General features: G+C 54.0%; 17 protein-coding genes, 1 pseudogene and 1 other annotated feature. Of the genes and pseudogenes, 4 read left to right on the top strand and 14 right to left on the bottom strand.

Translation table 11 applies throughout. From position 1 onward, the window contains the following. Positions 1-10: 10 nt before the first annotated feature. From FE783_RS17695 to FE783_RS17675, 5 genes are all read right to left on the bottom strand, one after another. On the bottom strand, positions 11-844 hold the full coding sequence (locus FE783_RS17695; RefSeq protein ID WP_138880715.1) for a VOC family protein: 834 nt from the start codon (positions 842-844) through the stop codon (positions 11-13). Between the two features lie 287 nt (positions 845-1,131). Continuing rightward, positions 1,132-1,920, bottom strand: a complete 789-nt coding sequence (locus FE783_RS17690; RefSeq protein WP_138880714.1) for an ABC transporter permease — start codon at positions 1,918-1,920, stop codon at positions 1,132-1,134. Beyond that, entirely contained in the window at positions 1,917-2,807 is an 891-nt protein-coding gene (locus FE783_RS17685) for an ATP-binding cassette domain-containing protein (RefSeq protein WP_138880713.1), read from the bottom strand. Before FE783_RS17685 ends, FE783_RS17690 begins: the two co-directional genes overlap by 4 nt. 277 nt (positions 2,808-3,084) lie before the next feature. Further along, positions 3,085-4,386 (bottom strand): FAD-dependent oxidoreductase, encoded by a 1,302-nt coding sequence (locus FE783_RS17680; RefSeq protein ID WP_138880712.1) that lies wholly within the window; start codon positions 4,384-4,386, stop codon positions 3,085-3,087. After that, positions 4,383-5,696: an ABC transporter substrate-binding protein gene (locus tag FE783_RS17675; protein ID WP_158301886.1), complete on the bottom strand. Its 1,314-nt coding sequence runs from the start codon at positions 5,694-5,696 to the stop codon at positions 4,383-4,385. Before FE783_RS17675 ends, FE783_RS17680 begins: the two co-directional genes overlap by 4 nt. A gap of 184 nt (positions 5,697-5,880) precedes the next feature. Between FE783_RS17675 and FE783_RS17670 the strand changes: the two genes are divergently transcribed. Together FE783_RS17670 and FE783_RS17665 are read left to right on the top strand one after the other, a co-directional pair. Continuing rightward, positions 5,881-6,693, top strand: coding sequence for an AraC family transcriptional regulator (locus tag FE783_RS17670; RefSeq protein ID WP_138880710.1), 813 nt, complete (start codon positions 5,881-5,883; stop codon positions 6,691-6,693). A 101-nt stretch (positions 6,694-6,794) separates the two neighbouring features. After that, positions 6,795-7,025 (top strand) — a binding site (T-box leader). Positions 7,026-7,129: 104 nt separating this feature from the next. Further along, complete coding sequence (locus FE783_RS17665) at positions 7,130-8,662, top strand: 2-isopropylmalate synthase (RefSeq protein WP_138880709.1); 1,533 nt, start codon at positions 7,130-7,132, stop codon at positions 8,660-8,662. A gap of 85 nt (positions 8,663-8,747) precedes the next feature. Here FE783_RS17665 and FE783_RS17660 read toward each other — a convergent pair. After that, a pseudogene (locus FE783_RS17660) lies at positions 8,748-9,035 on the bottom strand (cupin domain-containing protein); the annotation flags it as partial. 29 nt (positions 9,036-9,064) lie between these two features. Continuing rightward, a complete protein-coding gene (locus FE783_RS17655; RefSeq protein WP_238403128.1) occupies positions 9,065-9,613 on the bottom strand; it encodes a DUF5701 family protein in 549 nt (182 codons plus the stop codon). A gap of 62 nt (positions 9,614-9,675) precedes the next feature. On the opposite strand from FE783_RS17655, the gene FE783_RS17650 reads away from it, so the two are divergent. Further along, entirely contained in the window at positions 9,676-10,005 is a 330-nt protein-coding gene (locus FE783_RS17650) for a MerR family DNA-binding transcriptional regulator (RefSeq protein WP_338015870.1), read from the top strand. 43 nt (positions 10,006-10,048) lie between these two features. On the opposite strand, the gene FE783_RS17645 is transcribed toward FE783_RS17650, so the two are convergent. From FE783_RS17645 to FE783_RS17615, 7 genes are all read right to left on the bottom strand, one after another. Further along, entirely contained in the window at positions 10,049-10,825 is a 777-nt protein-coding gene (locus tag FE783_RS17645) for a Cof-type HAD-IIB family hydrolase (protein WP_138880707.1), read from the bottom strand. 158 nt (positions 10,826-10,983) lie between these two features. Further along, positions 10,984-11,202 (bottom strand): CLC_0170 family protein, encoded by a 219-nt coding sequence (locus FE783_RS17640; protein ID WP_138880706.1) that lies wholly within the window; start codon positions 11,200-11,202, stop codon positions 10,984-10,986. Positions 11,203-11,243: 41 nt separating this feature from the next. Next, positions 11,244-12,515, bottom strand: a complete 1,272-nt coding sequence (locus tag FE783_RS17635; protein ID WP_138880705.1) for a Ger(x)C family spore germination protein — start codon at positions 12,513-12,515, stop codon at positions 11,244-11,246. Continuing rightward, positions 12,457-13,605 carry a GerAB/ArcD/ProY family transporter gene (locus tag FE783_RS17630; protein ID WP_138880704.1) on the bottom strand — a complete coding sequence of 383 codons (1,149 nt, stop codon included), beginning with the start codon at positions 13,603-13,605 and terminating at the stop codon, positions 12,457-12,459. Before FE783_RS17630 ends, FE783_RS17635 begins: the two co-directional genes overlap by 59 nt. Next, the gene (locus FE783_RS17625) at positions 13,553-15,247 is read right to left on the bottom strand and encodes a spore germination protein (protein ID WP_138880703.1); all 1,695 of its coding nucleotides are present in this window, start codon (positions 15,245-15,247) and stop codon (positions 13,553-13,555) included. Before FE783_RS17625 ends, FE783_RS17630 begins: the two co-directional genes overlap by 53 nt. A gap of 254 nt (positions 15,248-15,501) precedes the next feature. Then, positions 15,502-16,524, bottom strand: a complete 1,023-nt coding sequence (locus FE783_RS17620; protein WP_138880702.1) for a CobW family GTP-binding protein — start codon at positions 16,522-16,524, stop codon at positions 15,502-15,504. A 165-nt stretch (positions 16,525-16,689) separates the two neighbouring features. Then, the gene (locus FE783_RS17615; protein ID WP_138880701.1) at positions 16,690-17,679 is read right to left on the bottom strand and encodes an RNA-guided endonuclease TnpB family protein; all 990 of its coding nucleotides are present in this window, start codon (positions 17,677-17,679) and stop codon (positions 16,690-16,692) included. A 310-nt stretch (positions 17,680-17,989) separates the two neighbouring features. Here FE783_RS17615 and FE783_RS17610 point away from each other — a divergent pair, with 310 nt between their 5' ends. Beyond that, positions 17,990-18,175, top strand: a complete 186-nt coding sequence (locus tag FE783_RS17610) for a hypothetical protein (RefSeq protein ID WP_138880700.1) — start codon at positions 17,990-17,992, stop codon at positions 18,173-18,175. Positions 18,176-18,182 lie beyond the last annotated feature (7 nt).

Here is an 18,182-nt window from a genome sequence, read left to right as displayed (position 1 = left end):
CGCTTTAGCATCAATAATAATTCCAGACATTCAATCGATTGCCGTCCGGGTCGAAGAAGTGAAACCCCATCCACCATTCGCCGACCGCCTCGGACGTCTCGATGCCTTGCTCCTGCAGCCATCGTCGGGTCTGAAGAAAATCGTCCCTTCCCTCGATCAGAAAGTACGGTCGCGCACCCGGATTCGCCTTCCTGTGCGGAGAGCCCGGCGGGAGCTGCTGCAGCCAGACGTAGTCCCACTTGCTTTTGCCGTCCCGCATCAAGGCAAACCCCTTTTCCGCGTAATCGGTATCCGAACGCTCCAAGCCAAGCACATTCTCATACCAGAGGATGGAGGCTTCAAGATCCCGAACTCCAAGCCATAGAGGTTTCGCCCCATAACGGATCGCGAACGCTTCCGGATATTTCCCTTCATATTCCCGATCTTCGCTAAGTGTCAGACGGACGCCGGCAAAAGCCTCGATGTCGGCTGCTGCCGCACCATCCGGCAGCTTGACCGGCTCCGAGCATCGTACGCCTTGCTTCCGAAAATAAGCAAGCGCCTGTTCCAGATTAGCCGTACGGAAGCAGAATCGGCAATTTCCTTCCGCATAATCGTGTTGGCTGAAATGCTCCAGATCGATTTCGAAAGACTTCAGATTGGCCTGTCCACCCCCAGGCAAACGAAAAAACGCTTTCCTGCCCACTGGACCCGTTGCCGTGTCGATCAGTTTCCACCCCATATGCTGCCGGTACCAATCGACTCCTTCATCAAACCGATCCCAAGGCACCATAATAAACCCGCCGTCGAATTGAAAATAGAGCTTGATCCTCAGTCCCCCCCATTTGTTTCCTGCCTTCGTCACTATCGTACACCTTAAAGTTACTTGAATGTCAATACTTCAAGTTTGTGAAAACATTTTGGCAGGAACAAATCCCCCAAAAGTGAAGCAGGCCTCCGAAGCCGATTCCGATTACTTCTGGTGGAGCCCCCCAGTATTCCCCCAGAAGTGAAGTTGGCCTCTGAAGCCGATTCCGATTACTTCTGGGGGAGCCCCCGTTATCCACAGAAATTAGCTTCACATAATTTCCTATGCAGCAAAAAAACAGCGATTCGAGTAGCTCGAGCCGCTGTTCTTTCTGTTAGTTCTCCTTACCTCCGTCCCGCTTTGCCACGGAATGCCAAAACGCACCATACGAGGGATACAAGCAAGATGATCAAGCACCACCCGATCGCCGGCCATACGCTTCCATCGATCGGGGTGCCGGTAAGAAGCCCGCGAATCGTTTCGATGACCGGCGTAATCGGCTGGTTGTTCGCGAACCCTTGCAACCAGCCCGGCATCGTGTCCGTCGGTACGAAGGCACTCGATAAATAGGGAAGAAACAGCAGGATGAACCCGTATCCGGCAGCTGCCGACGGACTGCCCGTCACTAATCCGATGGCAGCGAACAGCCAAGTGAAGGTCAGAATGAACAGAATGATGACGGCCAATGCCCCGAGCCACTCCAAAGCGCCGGCGGAAGGCCGAAAGCCGACAAGCAAAGCAACGCTAATGACTACGCCGGTTGCAATCAGGTTACGGGCAAGGCTTGCTGCGACATGCCCGGTAATAACGCTTAGGCTCGATATCGGCATCGTCCGGAACCGGTCGATAATTCCGTTCGTCATATCTTGGGCCACATCGACGGCCGTACTGGACGAACCGAAGCCGGCGCACAGCAATATAATTCCCGGCACCACGTAGTTCACATAATTCCCGCTCGAATCGATCGCCCCGCCGAATACATAGGTAAACAGCAGCATAAGCATGACGGGAAGCATAATGGCCATAATCAATGCCTCGGTATTGCGCAAGCTGAGGCGAATGCTCCGCCCTATGAAGATGGCGTTCGTAACGCCGAACGACACGGACTTGGACGATGGAGAAGGAGTTGTCATAGTACCGCCGCTCCCTCCAATTTTTTGGTTGTCAAAGCGAGAAACACGTCATCCATGCTAGGCTTGCGAATGCTCACCCGCGCTTCTTGGGAAACTTTGGAGGACAGCTCGTTAAGCGTACGTCTCACATCGGATATACTTCCCGTAGTCGGGATCGTCTGGATCAATTCGTCCTGCGCATTACGCAGCTCGATTACTTCTCCGCCCACTCGCGCCTTCAATTCCTCCGCCGTTCCGGTCGCAACGATATGCCCGTCGGCAATGACCGCGATCAGATCGGCCAGTTGATCCGCCTCTTCCAAATATTGAGTCGTGAGAAAAATCGTGATGCCCTGCTCTTTCAGCTGCAAAATAATATCCCACAAGGCGCGCCGGCTAATCGTGTCGAGTCCCGTCGTAGGTTCGTCCAGGAACAGCACCGGCCGGGTAGCTGCGAGGCTGATCGCGAGATCGAGCCGCCGGCGCATGCCGCCCGAATACGTCTTCACACGCTTGTCGGCAACCTCCTTGAGGTCGAAATGCGCAAGCAGCGTATCTGTTCGAGCGCGGGATTGTGCGGCCGTAAGCCCGCAAAGTCTGCCTATCATCCGCAAATTTTCCGAAGCGGTCAGCACCTCGTCGACTGCGGCGAACTGCCCGGTAAGACTGATCGATCGCTTGACATCGTGCTTCTCGGTCACTACGTCGTACCCGGCTACCCGAACGGAGCCCTCGTCCGGAGCGACCAACGTTGACAGGATATGGATTAACGTTGTTTTCCCGGCGCCGTTCGGGCCGAGCATCGCATATACGGTGCCCGCCGGCACCGTAAAATCAATGCCGTCAAGCACCGTGTGCTTGCCGAACGTTTTACGCAGTCCCTCGACTTCTATGGCAAACTTGCTCATTGCGCTTCTCCCTTCCGCCCTCTTAATTGTATGTGATATAAACAGTATATTATGTACGCAGTTAATTGGCAATATAAAAAAATCGTCTATCGACGTATTTCAGGATGAGCGACCGCGATTCAGAGGAAGTTTTTCTTGGTTCAGAATGTCGCTGTTCGCTTTAACGCTTTAGCGAACTTAAACATTCTGAAACGTTAAAATGATGCAGGCCCGTCCCCAAGAAAAGAAAAGGCCCTCCCGGTTGAGCTCTCAAGCTCGGGATGGCCTTATGCCGATTTTATGGAACGATTGCGCCGAACCGCTCCAGTTGTTCGCGCAATTGCGCAATCGGAACGTCACGCACCGAGCAATCAAGCTCGACGGCGAGCGCCGCCGCCATGCCGGCCGCCTGTCCGGTAGCCATGCAGCTGGCTTGGACGCGAAAGGCCGAATTGGCCATCCGGTCCCCCGATGCGCAGCGTCCGGCGACGAGCAGGTCGTCGCTTCCTTTCGGAATTAACGCCCGGTACGGCAGCGTCGGAACGATTCCGGGCTCGATCATTTTCTGCTCGATATGAAATCCGCTATGGTGGTGCAGATCGATCGGGTAGAAGCTGTAGCACACCGCATCCGGCCATACATAACCGGAAACGTACGACTGCTCGTCGACTTCCGCTTCCCCGTCGATGCGCCATGTTTCGCGAATGCCGCATTCGTTCGCGAAATAACGGACCTCGATCTTCTCGCACCCCGGTACCCGGCGCAGCATCGTTACGGTGTCCAGCAAATGCCGCCGCGCCTTCACTTCCGCGACCGTTCTCGACTCCGATTCCGATCCGTCGATTTCTTGAACGTGCATGTTGATCCGTCCCGCCTTCAGGTCGTTATACAATCCGTGGCGGTTTCGACTTACATCCCCGTTCCGGAGCGCCTCCTCATACGTGCGATTCAGCTCGTCGACATCGATCGCCGTCAGATCGTAGCCGCCGATATCGTTGATGAGCGTACCCGGCTGAAGCTGTTCGCCTTTTTTGCGCGCATATCCCATCAAACCCGCCACGTCGGCGTCACCGGTCGCATCGACCAGCTTGCTCGTCTTGAACCATTTCAAACCCGACTTGCCGACGAGCGCGACATACATTCCGTCCTCGCCTCTCAGAACGGCGGCGGGCATTTCGTGCAGCCGCAAGCTTACGCCCGCTTCCAGGCAAATCCGGTCCAGCACGGCGCTGTATATGAACCGGTTCACCAAAATTTGATGCATCCAATGTCTTTGCGGAACGACGGAGAAATCCGGAAGCTTAGCTCCGCCCAGCTCTGCGGTTCGTTCAATGATTTCCCATCCGATACCGCGAATGACTTGCTTGCCCCAGGCGTGAAACAAGCCGGGAAAATTAACCGAGGCTACGATCGTCGTGCCGCCGAGTATGCCGTTCTTCTCCACGAGCGCCGTTCGCTTTCCGGCCCGGGCCGCCTGAATGGCCGCCGTGCATCCTGCGGAACCGCCGCCGAACACCATGATGTCATACTCCCCATGAACCTCGTTACCCGTCGGCAGCGGGATGGTTGCAGGCCGCCCGCCGTTTAGCCCGTCATTCATTTGCGCATCGCCTCTTCCAACGCTTTATTCGCTTGCTCCTCGGTCACCCGCAGCGCCGTGTTCAGATCCATCTCGCCTGTCATGACCTTGATCAAGTTCGCGCCGAGCGGAGACGACACCAAGCCCTCGTTCGCAGAGCGCGCCATCGGGACGGCCGGTTTGTTCGTATACAGCGCTTCGGCGATCTGCTTGTCTTTGAAGGCGGTATCCTGCCCGTACGCATCCCGGACCGCTTTCGTCTTGACGACAGGGATGAAGCCTTTCCGCGACAGCTGCATCTGGAATTCGTCCGAAACCAAATAGTTCAGCACTTCCATCCCTTGATCCTTGTACTTGCTCGTGCTCGTTATAAACAGACCGTTCGGATAAGGCTGCGAGCCGACTCCGGGCATATCGCCGAATACCGGCAAGCTGACGATTCCCCAATTGAACGTGTTGAAGTCCGGCTGCAATTGCAAATAAAAATTCATGACGAACATCGCCAAATTTTTGTCTTTCATGAAATTATCGTTGACGATCGTTTTTTTCGTCGACACCAAATATTCCCGATATCCGTTCTCCTCGGTCGGCTCGAGAATCGACTTGGTGACGAGCTTGCGGTAAGCGTCGGTGTTGATCGCCGCTTTGCCCGTTTCGCCTACGAACGGCAGCGAATACGGATTCATCGTCAGCATGTGATTGACGGAAACGCCAAGGCCGAGGTACTGAACACCGCCGTCGGAGCGGGTCAATCGTTTGCCGAGCTCGATCGTCTGATCCCAAGTCATACCGTTTTTGGGATAAACGACGCCGAATTTATCGAAAATGTCCTTGTTGTAATACAGTACGAGCCCGCCGTCGTGCAGCGGAAATCCATACAGCTTCCCTTTGTCGCTGAGCGCATCGAACACCGCCTTCTCGAACCGGCCCGTGTCGATTTGATGCGACTTCATGAGCGGGGCCAAATCGTAGCTGTACCCGTTATCGATAATATTGCCGCGCATGCCGCCAAGCGAATCGTGGATGAGATCGATCGTTTGGCCGGCGGCGATCATGCTTTGCACCGTGTTTTTGGCCGAGCCCTGGATATAGGTGAATTTGTATTTCGGAAATTTCTGCTTAAGCGCTGTACCGAACCTTTCGTTCCATACTTCTTCCGTATTGCCGACCGCCCCGAAAATAACGAGCTCGGCCGGCTCGTCGGCATACGATTTCGGCGCCGCCCCGGGCGCCGGCGCGTCCGACTTGTTACTCGTCCCGCTGCAGGATGCGGTCAGCATAGCAATCGCGAGGCCTAAGCCCGCTGCTGTGATCGGTATTCGTTTGGTCATGCCCATTCAAGCGCTCCCCTTTATCTTTTTTTAGGTACGGCAGGCCTGCTTCCCTTTCTTATTGTAGGAGAAAACGCTTTACTTCCTCCATACACTTTTGTAATGTAAACTATATACAAAAGATCGCCGCATTGGCGGGAGTTCGTCCCATCAAGACGATGATGCAGACGGGGAGAGGTTCGGGATGTCTTTTCCTTTATGCGGACATATACCGCGGCTGACATATTTCCGGCACGTAGTCCGGCGCGAGCAATTTTTTCAATACGAAAGCGTTCAAAGCGAGTGGCTCGTCTTTGCGGTGGAAGACGGGTCGTTTTATTACGAGATCGACAACCATCGTGCAACCGCTTCCTTCGGCGATCTGGTGTTTTGTCCGCCGGGCGTCGTCTTTCGCAGGGTCGTCATTTCTCCGGTAACCTTATTCGTTCTCCGGATGGGCTGGGGAGACGATCAAGGGAACGAGCTCGATCCGCTCTGTCTCGACCGCATTCCGGTCGGGAAAGTCAGCTTGCGCAATACGGAGAAGCTGATGGACGACTACGCCGCCATGAAGCATCATAACTTTCTGGACGAGCGTTGGAGCATGATCGGCAGAAGCCATTACCTGCACCATATTTGGCTGATGTACTGCGAACAGGAGGAACAGCTGCCGACCGCCGAACCCCCGCGGTCTTCCGATCCGCTTATGCAGAAGGCGACCAAGCTCATTCAGGCGCATGCGTTCGAGCGGTTCAGCTTGAATGCGATAGCCGTATCCCTCGGCGTCAGCCGCGTGCAGCTATGCCAGAAGTTCCATGCCGAGCTGGGGACGACCCCGATCAAATATGTGACCGCCCTTCGAATCGAAAAAGCGAAGAAGCTGCTTGCCGAAACGAATTTGACGCTGGACCAAATATCCGAATGCTGCGGCTACCAGAACGGCTTTTATTTAAGCCGCGTCTTTAAAAACAATTGCCGGATGACCCCGAAGCAATACCGTTTGGAGCATCGGTTGTAATGGGGGCCGATAACCCGGCAATGTTCAATTCCGCGAACGTTCGTCAAAAAATGTTTGACAAACCGATTTCGATGGCATATTATAATCATTAAATTTTATAATCAAATGTTGCGATTAGAAATAGTAGAACGGAAATGACCTTTCAGAGAGCCGTTGGTCGGTGCGAAACGGCAGCGTCATCCACTTCGAACTCATCTATGAACAGCTGCCCGAATCATGTAGGGTAAGACGGAATTCCACCGTTACAGGGATAGATGGTGATGGCCATCGAAAGAGCTCATTTCGTATGAAATGAATTAGAGTGGTACCGCGGGTTCAACCTCGTCTCTATACGTAGAGACGGGGTTTTTTTGTTGATTGAATTCCGGGTTCAATCAACCCCGCTTCACATATAGGCACTGTCACGGAACCGAACAATACCAAGGAGGTAATTAGGATGAGCCGTAAAATTTATGTATTCGACACGACACTGCGCGACGGAGAGCAAGTGCCCGGTGCCAAATTGAACATACATCAGAAAGTGGAGATCGCCCAGCAGCTCAAAAGACTGAATGTGGATATTATCGAAGCGGGCTTCCCCGCCTCGTCGGCCGGCGATTTTGAAGCGGTCCGGGAAATTGCCCGCACCGTCGGAGACACCGTATCGGTCACCGCGCTTGCCCGTGCGGTCAAAAACGATATCGACGCCGTATACGAAAGCATCAAGCTCGCGCAAAATCCGCTCATCCATATCGTGCTCGGCACCTCGAACATTCATGTGGAGAAGAAATTCAACCGTTCCAAGGAAGCCGTCATGCAGATGGGGGTCGATGCGGTCAAATACGCCAAAACGCTACTACCTCAAGTGCAGTACTCCACGGAGGACGCGTCAAGGTCGGACTTCGAATATTTGTGGCAAACGATCGAATCCGTCGTCAAAGCCGGCGCGACTATGATCAACGTGCCCGATACGGTCGGTTACGCCGTTCCGGAGGAGTTCGGCGATCTGATCCGCAGAGTGAACGAACGGCTGAAAAATTTGAACGAGAACGTCATCCTGAGCGTCCACTGCCATAACGACCTCGGTCTGGCCACGGCCAATACGCTCAGTGCCATCAAGAACGGAGCCGAGAAAATCGAGTGCACGATCAACGGGCTGGGCGAACGGGCCGGCAACGCGTCGCTCGAGGAAGTCGTGATGGGACTCAAGGTGAGGGAAAATTACTACAATTGCCATACCGGCATCAATACGAAGGAGCTGCTCCGCACTTCCCGGCTGGTCAGCCACTTGACGGGTCTGGATGTGCAGGTGAACAAAGCGATTTCCGGCGAGAACGCCTTCGCCCATTCGTCCGGCATCCACCAAGACGGACTGCTGAAGGATAAGCGGGTCTATGAAATCATGTCGCCCGAAGAAGTCGGCGCGGACAGTATGGAGCTGATTTTGACCGCACGCTCCGGCCGGCACGCCTTCAAAAACGCCGTCGAGAAAATCGGCTTCGACACGAGCGATGCCGCGGACTTCGAGCAGCTGTTCGAGAAATTTCTGACACTGGCCGACGCCAAAAAAGAAGTGTACGATCACGACGTATTCTATCTCGTGACGAATCATCGCACGATTGCGGATCACGACAGCCATCTGTATGAGCTTGTCTCCTTCCAGGCTATCAGCAATGACCTGCACCCGACCGCAACCGTCAAATTGAAAAAGGGCTCCGAGATGCTGGAAGGCAGCGCCGTAGGAGACGGGCCGATCGATGCGCTGTACAGCGTCATCAAAACGCTGGCCGGTCTTGACGTGGAGCTGAAGGATTACAAAATCAGCAGCTTGTCCAGAGGCAAGGAAGCGATCGGCCGCGTCAACATCCGAATCGAGCATCAAGGCAAAATTTATTCCGGACGCGGGATGGACACGGATATCATCAAAGCGAGTGCGCAGGCATTCTTGAACGGGATCAACGCCGCTTTGCTCGATTCGGCTAAAGACTGAGACGATCAATAGCGGAAGAAAGGCCATTCCCGATTGAATTTCCGACTTCGGGATGGCCTTATGCAATGCCGGCGCTCAGCGGCCGTTACGATACGGATTTCCCCATCCGTTGCCGATGGAAGTACGTCGGATTCGAGGAGACCGGCGCGGCCGCGCCCATGCTTTGCGCCTGAGCGGGAGTCTTGCAGTCGCTAGGCGGTCCGATGACAACCGTTTCCGTAATGGGCGCGAGCGTCTCCTTCACTTTAGTCTCATCGAGACAATACGTCTTGGCAAACACACTTGCCGGCATCAGCCGCAGCAGGTCGGAACCGCCGATGAATTCCGGTACCGGAGCATCGAAAATCGCGAGCAAGTGCGTATTGTCGACCGTAGGCCCGCCCGCGGGAAGGTGTGCCGGTTCTACAAAGAATTGCCCGCCGGTAATCCCCGTCTGCCGCCGCAGGAGGCGGAGCCGAGCCAAGTATGCGGATTGCCGGCCCAGCACCAGCCGAGCTTCGGTCTGCCGCCGCTGATCCATAATGCGGTCACTCTGCGGTCGCCGCAGCGGGAGGCAAGCAACGAGAAGCCGTTATTTTTGCCCAATAACTCCGGGTAGTGGGTAATAAGGGCGATTCCCTCCTCCAGCGTGAGCGGAGAACGGTTTTGCTGCAGTATGGTTGGGAGCGCTTCGTTCGGCGTGACGTTGAGCGTTTGTTTGCCGGTATCGATATCGGCCAGCATATAGGCCATGCCGTCGGGAATCGTGATCCCCTCGATCGGTTTGAACCGGTTGATGTCGTCCGAATCCATGACGCTAAATCCGGTTTTGTTTTTCCGTTCTACGAGATGCATCGCTCTTTCTCCATCCACCCAGCCGCTATTGACGACGATGATAAAGGGAGCATAACCCTCTTGCGTTTGTTTCCCGGTCCTATCCAGATCATCGGTGGATTGACGGAGAGGCTCCAACCGTTTTCTGAAATCATCCTCACTGAGCCCGACAATGCCCGGATAGTGCTGCGGAGACCTCCATCCCGAGCTCCACGATTCGGCATTGGGAGAAGCAAGGACTCATTACATCATCGCGCAACCCGCAAAATGGTTACCGGATGTTCAACCGTTCCCAAATACGCAAAATTTCGCTGCTTCGCGCATTGCGGCCGGCTCTATATTCGCTCACCGTGGTCGAACTGAAGCAAGCTGTCGCTCAGATGGATCACGATGACGCGGAACATGCCGGGAAAATCGCCCGGGATACTTTGAACTATGCATCAAACGAATCGGCAGCAGCTTCGCGGCGTTTATTACTTGTACGCCTTGTGCCGCCTATTGAAATTGGTCGATTGACTTCATGCAGCTAAAAAAACAACCGTCCGGTATCCGAACGGCTGCACTATGATATGATTACCCGATCAATCCCGCGTACCGCAGTCCATTACGGATACCGCCTTCATCGACATGCGTCGTAATATAGTCGGCGTACGGCTTCAGCTCTTCGTGCGAATTACCCATCGCGATCCCGAGACCGACCCTCGTCAGCATTTCTTTATCATTCAACCCGTCCCCGAACGCGACGGCTTCTTGCGGCGTCATATTCAGGTGCGCAAGCAGCGCCTCGATGCCTTGGGCTTTCGACCTTTCGAGCGGAAGCACGTCCATCGCCTTACTGTGCCAGCGGATATAGCGGAGGCCGGGCACGGCTTCATGGTACAGGTGCTCTTCGTGCGCCTCGCAATGCAGAAACATTTGATAGATCGTTTCGTTTTGCCAGAAATGCGGATCGAAGCCGGGCAGATCGACCTTCAGCGACGTGACCGACTCGACCATATGGGGATGGGACGGCTCGTTGGCGTAAAAAGCGGAATGTCCTTGGAATACGAGCGAGTGATTGTGCCTGGCCGCATGGTTCACCAGCGCTTCGACGCTTTCGCGAGGAATTTCCCGCTGGAAGATCGGCTTTCCTTTATAAACGACATAGGCCCCGTTCAAGCTGACGTAAGAATCGATGTTGAGCCTCTCGGCAATAGGAGCGAAGAAATAAGGCGCCCGCCCTGTCGAGATGACCGCCTCCACACCACGGCTTTGGAGCTTGCGGACCGCTTCGATCGTATCCTGCGGGATTTGCTTCTCTTCATTTACGAGCGTACCGTCAATATCAAAAAATACTAGTTTATAAGTCATCGCGAATCTCCCATTCTGCCCTCTGCGTTGTTTGGACGTACTATATCACAGATAGGCCGGATTTGCATCCCGGCAGCCGAATATTTTCAGAAAATGAAGAAAAGACCGCTAACCCGCGATCGTCCGGGGCGGTCTGATTATCCGATACCGACATGGTTTTACCATATATATCTTTTGTACAGCCAGCTTCCGATCAACATAAGAACGCCCAGGGTTATATTCATCCATCCCGAAAAAATGGCGATTTTGCGTTCCTTCTCCAAGCCTTTTTCTTTGTTGTAATGGCCGATATCCACCCATAACGTAAACAAGCCGCTAGCCAAAAACAGCATCGTGATGTAATTCAAATAGCCGACGTAACTCGTTCCTTGGGTCATTCGTTCCCCTCCGTTTCCTCGCATTTATCCGTTTGACCCGGTCAAATCGTCTTGCCTCCCACTCTTCGCACGCTGAACGTAACCTGCAGTTTGACGTCGATTTCCTTGTATACTTCCTCCCATTTCTCTTTCGTGCGGATTTCCTTGTTCCAATAAGAAGATTTATTGGCCCGGACCTGCTCGCCGAAGCCGAATATATCCGATCCCTTTTGCTGTGTCTTGCGGATCAGCCGGCGATAGTTGGTCAAGGTTTGTTTGTTCAGCTCTTTCTCGATATCGGTAATGACCTCGCGGGACAATTGAACCTTCTCATTGGATTTCTCGAGCAAATTCCCTTCATTATGGATCTTCACGTTGATCACCGGCTCTCCGTTGCGGATAGCCACATCGATTCGCGCCTTTCTATGGGTAGCCTGGTACACAACGGCCGTCTCCGTTCCGGGAATTTGCACGAGGACGGAATAGCCTCCCGTTTGTATATTTTTAATCCCCATGAAGGCTCCGATCTCCAGTGTCTCGGTTACGCCCACCATCCGGTCGGAACGGAAATAGGCCAGCCCGGATAACTCGAAAGTACCGCCTTCCACCATTCGGATATAAGGCAAGTAAGGATCGCTCCCTTTGGAGGAAGCGGCTGACCAGTATACGCCCGCGAAAACATTGGGCAGTTTTCCCATCTTAACCGCATGCTCCATAGTGCTTAAAATATAAAGGATCGGCACCCGCTCCAATTGGGGGACTACCCGCATAAATTTGCCCGCTTCGCCTTCCGACACTACGATCCAGCTCGTACGGCGTATTTCCGGATTGCGCCGTAAATATTCGTCAATATTCGATAATCCCGCCTTGGCGACTTCATCGGCTATCACGATAACCCGAAGATGCCCCCAGAACACCTTATGCGCAACTTTGCGCTGGAGAACGCTAAAAGCCTCGTCGATCGTATGGCCGACCGCATCGACGACCCACACCGGTTTATTCCCCGTCCCTGCACCTCCGCCGGATTCGCTGGAGCCGAGAGGAATGCGGCCGGGAACGGCAACTTGCACCGTTACGCGGAGCATCGGCGAATTGGTGACCGGAACTTGTTTCCCGACGTACGTTTTATTGGAAGGCTTGTTCACTTCGCTCTCCGGAGCCGTATCGATCGCCACGCCCAAAATAATAGCCCGCTCTTCGATCTCCAGCCTGTCCCAGCATCCCGTCAAGATCGCCGTCATGAACACTACCGCAAGCAAAGGCATGAAGGTGAGCTTAGGCCGGATCCGGCTTCCGATCGCGCCCCCCTCCTTTAGTCGATCGTTGCTTTTCACCGGTGCTCCCTCCTTTCTTGCGCACTAGCGCGATAAGAAACAACAGCAGCGGGTAAGCGATCGTCACAACGAGATTGATCCGGCCCACAAACGATATGATCAGGTACATTTCGATCACGTTTTGCGGGTACATAGCCAGCGTGAACACGAAGGGCAGCACCAGCATCGACAAAAATTTGTGGTCCTTCAGCCCCAGCAGCTGGCTGATCGAATGAATCATGAAATAATAGGTCGAGTATAACGTCGTAAATACGGCCGTTACCCAAACGGCCAAAAACGCCGCGTCCAGCCGCTCCAGTATGTTGGCGGGCAAAGAAGTGACCTTTGCCAGCTCCAGTGTCGGCCACAGCAGCAGCTTCGTCTCTTCGGGCCCGAATACGGCCACAGTCGCCGTCACGATCAAGATGTAGAAGCCTCCGGCTATAATCATCCCCCATATGGCGGCTTTCATCGCGCGCGGCGGATTGCGCATGGCCGGAATTACCATCGTCATGACGAAGGCTCCGTTGAACAGAGAAGCAATCGTCCCAAGCTCGCGCCAAACCTGATGCATATCTTGACCCCAGAACGGCTGAAGATACATCCCATTGGCGTTTTTGAGCGAAAGGGCGATAATTAGCAGGCCGGGGAACAAGATGAACGGGACGTAGAAATGATGGATGTAAGCAAACGTCGTGATGCTCGACCGGGTGGACATGGCGGCCAACAGCAGCATAACGATAACCGTTACGTCCAGCGGTGTCTTCTTCAAAACGGATGTAACGACCACTTCCCCGAATTCGCGGGAAGCGAGTGCCGTCAGTTCCGCGAAGAAGACAATGATAAGTACCGCGCCGAGACGTGCCGGCCATTTCCCGATCAGATCTTGGCTGTACTGGATTATCGTCTGCCTCGGGAATCTTTGTCCGAGCTTGGTGATGAAGTAAAGTCCGACAAAGGAGACCATTGCCGACATCGCCGTCAGAAGCGGCGCACCGGTACCGGCTCCACGGGCGGCGAACAGAGGCAGAGGCAAAACGCCGACACCGATAATCGTACTAATCAGAACGTTGGCCGCCTGAATCGCCGTTATTTGACGCGGATTGTCCATTGCTGCCTCCTGTCTCCTTATTGCCTGCTTTGCGCGGATCGAGCGTGCTTTGCTTCGTATGCTCCAGCTTATTGAAGCTCTCTGTGCCTACTCGCGTATGATCCCTCGGATGCAGCATGTTCGGACGCCGCTTCATCCACCAGAGCGGAGCGCGGAATACCGTATCCTTCATCGCTTCAAAGTTGCCCGGCACGATCGGACTCAAGTAAGGTACGCCGAACGATTTCAGCGACAACAAATGATTGTTGATCACGATCAGGCCGACCATAACGCCATACAAACCGAACATCCCGGAGATGATAATAATCGGAAATCGGAGCAGGCGAAGCGCAAGCGCGGCATTGTACGCTGGAGTCGCGAACGAACCGATCGTCGTCAAGGCGATGATGACGACCGTGATCGGACTGACAAAGCCTGCGGCAACAGCCGCCTGACCTACTACGAGAACGCCCACGATCGACAGGGCGCCCCCTACCTGCTGCGGCAGCCGGATCGTCGCTTCCCGCAGCACTTCCATCGATATTTCCATGACGAGCACCTCCACGACTGCCGGAAAGGGCACTCCGGCTCGTCCGCCCGCCACCGCGACGGCGAATTCGGTCGGGATGAGCTCCGGATTGAAAGAGATGACGGCGACGTAAAGCGCCGGAAAGGAAAGCGAGAACAACAGAGCCAGAAGTCTGGCAAGCCGGATGAAGCTGACCAGCAGGAACCGCTCCGCGTAATCTTCGCTCGTCTGGTAAAATTGGTTGAAGACGGCCGGCGCGATGAGCGCTATCGGCGAGCCGTCGACCAAAATGATGACGCGGCCTTCCAGCAGGCTGGCTACCGCTTTGTCCGGACGTTCCGTAATCTGGATTTGCGGAAATGGAGAATAATGATTGTCCTCGATAAATTGCTCCACATAACCGGAATCGATAATTCCGTCGATTTCGATCAAGGACAGCCTCCGCTGCACTTCCTCGACCAATGACGGGTCGACGATGCCATGGATATAACACACCCCAATGCAAGTACGGGTGTATTTGCCCAGCTTATTGATTTTGATCCTCAGGTCGGGCGTCTGCAGCCTGTACCGGATCAGCGAGATGTTCGTCATTAAATTTTCGATGAAGCCTTCCCGCGGTCCGCGAATAACTTGCTCCGTCTCCGGCTGGTTGATCGAACGCTTCTCGATATTGCGGGTGCAGAAGACGAAAGCCTCTTCCATTCCTTCCACATGAACGACCGTGCTTCCGTTCAGCAGCTCCTCGATTACTATTTGCAATTGGGTCTCGGTTCTTCCGTCGCTCGAGAACAAGTAGTCGTTCAAAAGCATTTTTTTCAGAGCGCCGCTTCGTTCCGGCGCGTCGTCCATCCGGTTGCCGATCGTCATGAACGATTTCAGCGCTTCTTGGTGCCCTCCGTCCGTCAACGGAGGAAAATAGCATACGACGGCGGGAACTTCCCCCATCACAAGAAACCGGCGTATAATGAAGTCGTCGCTGTAGTCGAAGCTATCCCGCAAACGGGAGATTGTCTCCTCGATATTCCCGGTGATGGGCTCGTCCTCGAACCGTTCCTTTGCGGAATTTGGGGCCTGCCGCTTTCCGCCATTTCCCGTATTTCGTTTTTTTTGCTTGTTCCAAGGAAGCCTGATCATCGGAATACCCCCCAATCACCCATCCTTATACGATTTCTGATTATGGAAATCGGATGACTTTTTGCTTAGTATGGGGACTCTTCCCATCGGATATGCATGCGGCTCGGAACGCAAGTAAAAGCCGCCCGGAACGAATCGACATCCGGGCGGCTTCTTTTATCGCTAGTGAAAAACTTCCGGTATTCGGGTCCCCGAAAAGTACCCGACGTAACCTTCGAAGGATAAGCGTCACTTTTTGGGTGATTGCCGGAGCATCATTCTCCGGTCAACTGCCGGATTTCGCGCTCCAGCCCGAGCTTGTCGAAATGCTCGCCGATGAACACGGCGACGTCCGGCACCTCGCCTTGAGGATTTATTTTCATCAGGTCCAGCTGTTTGTAAGCGTACTGGAACATAAAGCGCGAGGACGTATCGGAAAACGTAAGGATGCCCTTCGCCCGATACACGTCGTCCGGAAGCCGCCCCATCATCGCCTCGAAAGCTTCGCTGTTAATAGGACGATCGAAGTAGCGCGTATAGGCCATCACGTGCTCGTGCGTATGGTGGCCATGTCCATGTCCGTGATCCGGATGGGTATGGGGATGAGCTTCTCCGCAATGACATGCCTCGGCTTCCGATATCCGCTGCGGGCGTTTTGGCGCTGTGTCTTCATCCGTATCATATCGGGCAAGCAATCCGATATCGATGGCGGCCCCTACCGTGCGATGAATCGTCGCATAGGGATTCCACTCCCGGACTAACCGTTCCAGCTCGTCCGCTTCCGGCTCAGCGACCAAATCGGTTTTGTTCAAGAGCAGGACGGTGGCGCAGCGGATTTGCTCCTTCATGAGACGATACGTCTGGCCCTTCCCTTTATCCCGCTGCGCCTGCAAATGCTTCGCATCGACGACGGTCACGACATGCTTCAGCTCGACCTTCTTCAGCATCGAGGCGTCCCCTACCGCATCGATAATGTCGAGCGGATTCGCCGCCCCGGTCGATTCGATCAGCAGGATGTCGGGCTCGTGCTCTTCGATCAGCTTCAGCATCTCCATGCCCAAATCGCCGCGAACCGTGCAGCATATGCAGCCGCCGAGCATTTCCGCCATTCGGACGTCCCGGCCGATCTCGATCCCGTCCAAATTGACCTCCCCCAGCTCGTTCATGACGACGGCCGGCTTCATCCCTTCCGCTTCAGCCGCCGTAAGCCACCGTTTGAGCAAAGTCGTCTTGCCGCTGCCGAGAAAGCCGGACAGCAAATATACCGGGACAACCCGCTCCTTAGATTGAAGGTTCATGTCGTTTCACCGTTCTTTCTTCGTTATTGCTACTACTTTGACACTCCCACGGCTAAAGCCGTGGGATTCTTGGGTAGTTAGCGCACTCCGTTCATTTCTGCTTCGTACAACTCCCAAGTTCAGGGCTGTGCCATCAGCCCGTCCTAAGACAGTGCCTATAGCATCTTAGGCTGGCAGACTGTTACCCAAGGGCTTTCGCAGAAAGCTAAGGGCAACGCCATCTGCCACAGGTTGGCGCATGATGTTGATTGCCCCTACCCGATCGCGGTGTGCATGAAACCCGCATGTACATCGGTACATTCGATCCTTTGCATGATTTCGCTTTTCGCATTTTGGGCATGTTTGCGATGTATAGGCGGGATTCACTTCGATGACCCGAATGCCCGCCAATGCCGCTTTATAGGCGATGAACATTTGCAATTGATAGAATGACCAATTGTGCAGGTGTTTGGCGTTTTTACGACTTGTTCTTGTCGTCTGGCGAATGTTTGAAAGTTTCTCGACCTTGATGACCGAAACGCTCTCTTCGATCGCCATGTTCACGATACTTCGGCTGATTTTGTGGTTCTGATCCTTGATATAACGGTGTTCCTTGTTGTTCTGCTTGCGGATGGCGGACAGCTTTTTAAGCTTGCCCAGCCTCCTGCGGCGCGACTGGTATTTGCGACGGACGTACTTGTTTTGTCTGCCATTCCCGATAAACCTGGTTTTGCCTGTCGATGTGGCGACAACAGCGGGGACTTTCAATCCCAGGTCAACCCCCATCGTTCCGACAACCGGTGTTTTCTCTACCGGTATGTTTACGGAAATCTGAACAAACCACTTACCAGACTTTTCGACGACTTTCAAAAGCCCGAGCTTGCCGCTTGAAAGCAATCGTTGCTCTCGTTCGGTTATACGAGCAGAGACCGTCAGTCGCTGGACTCTCTGATCGATCGTTTTGGTATGGATGCTTCGCGCATCCCGAATGACTTGATTCCGTATGGCTGACGGAAGCTCGGCTTCAACGTTTTTCGACGTAAGCCTTGGGAACGATCCAAGTGCTTCGGCTTGCTTGGTGAGACTGTTCACAGTTGCGACATATACGGCGCCATGCTTACGCAGCAATTCTGGACGACTTGGATAGATTCGAATCTGGACGGTTACAGTTTGCATCTGTTCACCTCCCCCCCCCCCATTAACGTTTGGTTGTATTTGATTATACCAAACGAATGTTCCCGTCGAAAGCGTTCATACTTAAAAAAGTTGGACAATTAAGCTGTCTTGAGGACAGCCCTTGTCCTAAGCCGATTCATCCCATGCCTGAAGGATGTAATCCAAATCGTGCTTCGAAGTCAATAAAGCGTTATTATTACGATTAAAACAAACTTCACGCAGCCGATTTTTATCGGCGCCCGGCCAACAACTGGCTCGTATGCCTCGCCCGCATTCGCGGAACGCTACGGAGAAAGGAGGCTGAGCCCATATGGATGAAGAAGAAATCCGCGAGCTTGAACCGAAATATACCGGCAATCAGCGTCATCTTAGCGAAGGAGAAGCTTATGCGATCGTAAACGATCCGAATTATGAAGGAAACGACGATGACGACAGTCTGCTGGAGAGCATTCCGGGCATTTTGCTGGCCGGCAAAAATCCAAACCGTCCTCAGTGACGTTGCG

Source organism: Paenibacillus mesophilus (genome assembly GCF_005938385.1).
In the GTDB taxonomy this organism is placed as follows: domain Bacteria; phylum Bacillota; class Bacilli; order Paenibacillales; family NBRC-103111; genus Paenibacillus_AB; species Paenibacillus_AB mesophilus.
Note: the sequence above shows the minus strand (reverse complement) of the source record. Positions and strands in the feature narration are given on the sequence as shown.

Bases quoted from the DNA above. Each gene is read 5' to 3' on its own strand.
- FE783_RS17640 (WP_138880706.1), bottom strand. From the start codon at position 11,202: ATGACCCAAGGAACGAGTTACGTCGGCTATTTGAATTACATCACGATG.
- FE783_RS17680 (WP_138880712.1), bottom strand. From the start codon at position 4,386: ATGAATGACGGGCTAAACGGCGGGCGGCCTGCAACCATCCCGCTGCCG.
- FE783_RS17675 (WP_158301886.1), bottom strand. From the start codon at position 5,696: ATGACCAAACGAATACCGATCACAGCAGCGGGCTTAGGCCTCGCGATT.
- FE783_RS17630 (WP_138880704.1), bottom strand. From the start codon at position 13,605: ATGGACAATCCGCGTCAAATAACGGCGATTCAGGCGGCCAACGTTCTG.
- FE783_RS17665 (WP_138880709.1), top strand. From the start codon at position 7,130: ATGAGCCGTAAAATTTATGTATTCGACACGACACTGCGCGACGGAGAG.
- FE783_RS17615 (WP_138880701.1), bottom strand. From the start codon at position 17,679: ATGCAAACTGTAACCGTCCAGATTCGAATCTATCCAAGTCGTCCAGAA.
- FE783_RS17685 (WP_138880713.1), bottom strand. From the start codon at position 2,807: ATGAGCAAGTTTGCCATAGAAGTCGAGGGACTGCGTAAAACGTTCGGC.
- FE783_RS17670 (WP_138880710.1), top strand. From the start codon at position 5,881: ATGTCTTTTCCTTTATGCGGACATATACCGCGGCTGACATATTTCCGG.
- FE783_RS17645 (WP_138880707.1), bottom strand. From the start codon at position 10,825: ATGACTTATAAACTAGTATTTTTTGATATTGACGGTACGCTCGTAAAT.
- FE783_RS17690 (WP_138880714.1), bottom strand. From the start codon at position 1,920: ATGACAACTCCTTCTCCATCGTCCAAGTCCGTGTCGTTCGGCGTTACG.
- FE783_RS17610 (WP_138880700.1), top strand. From the start codon at position 17,990: ATGGATGAAGAAGAAATCCGCGAGCTTGAACCGAAATATACCGGCAAT.
- FE783_RS17625 (WP_138880703.1), bottom strand. From the start codon at position 15,247: ATGATCAGGCTTCCTTGGAACAAGCAAAAAAAACGAAATACGGGAAAT.
- FE783_RS17620 (WP_138880702.1), bottom strand. From the start codon at position 16,524: ATGAACCTTCAATCTAAGGAGCGGGTTGTCCCGGTATATTTGCTGTCC.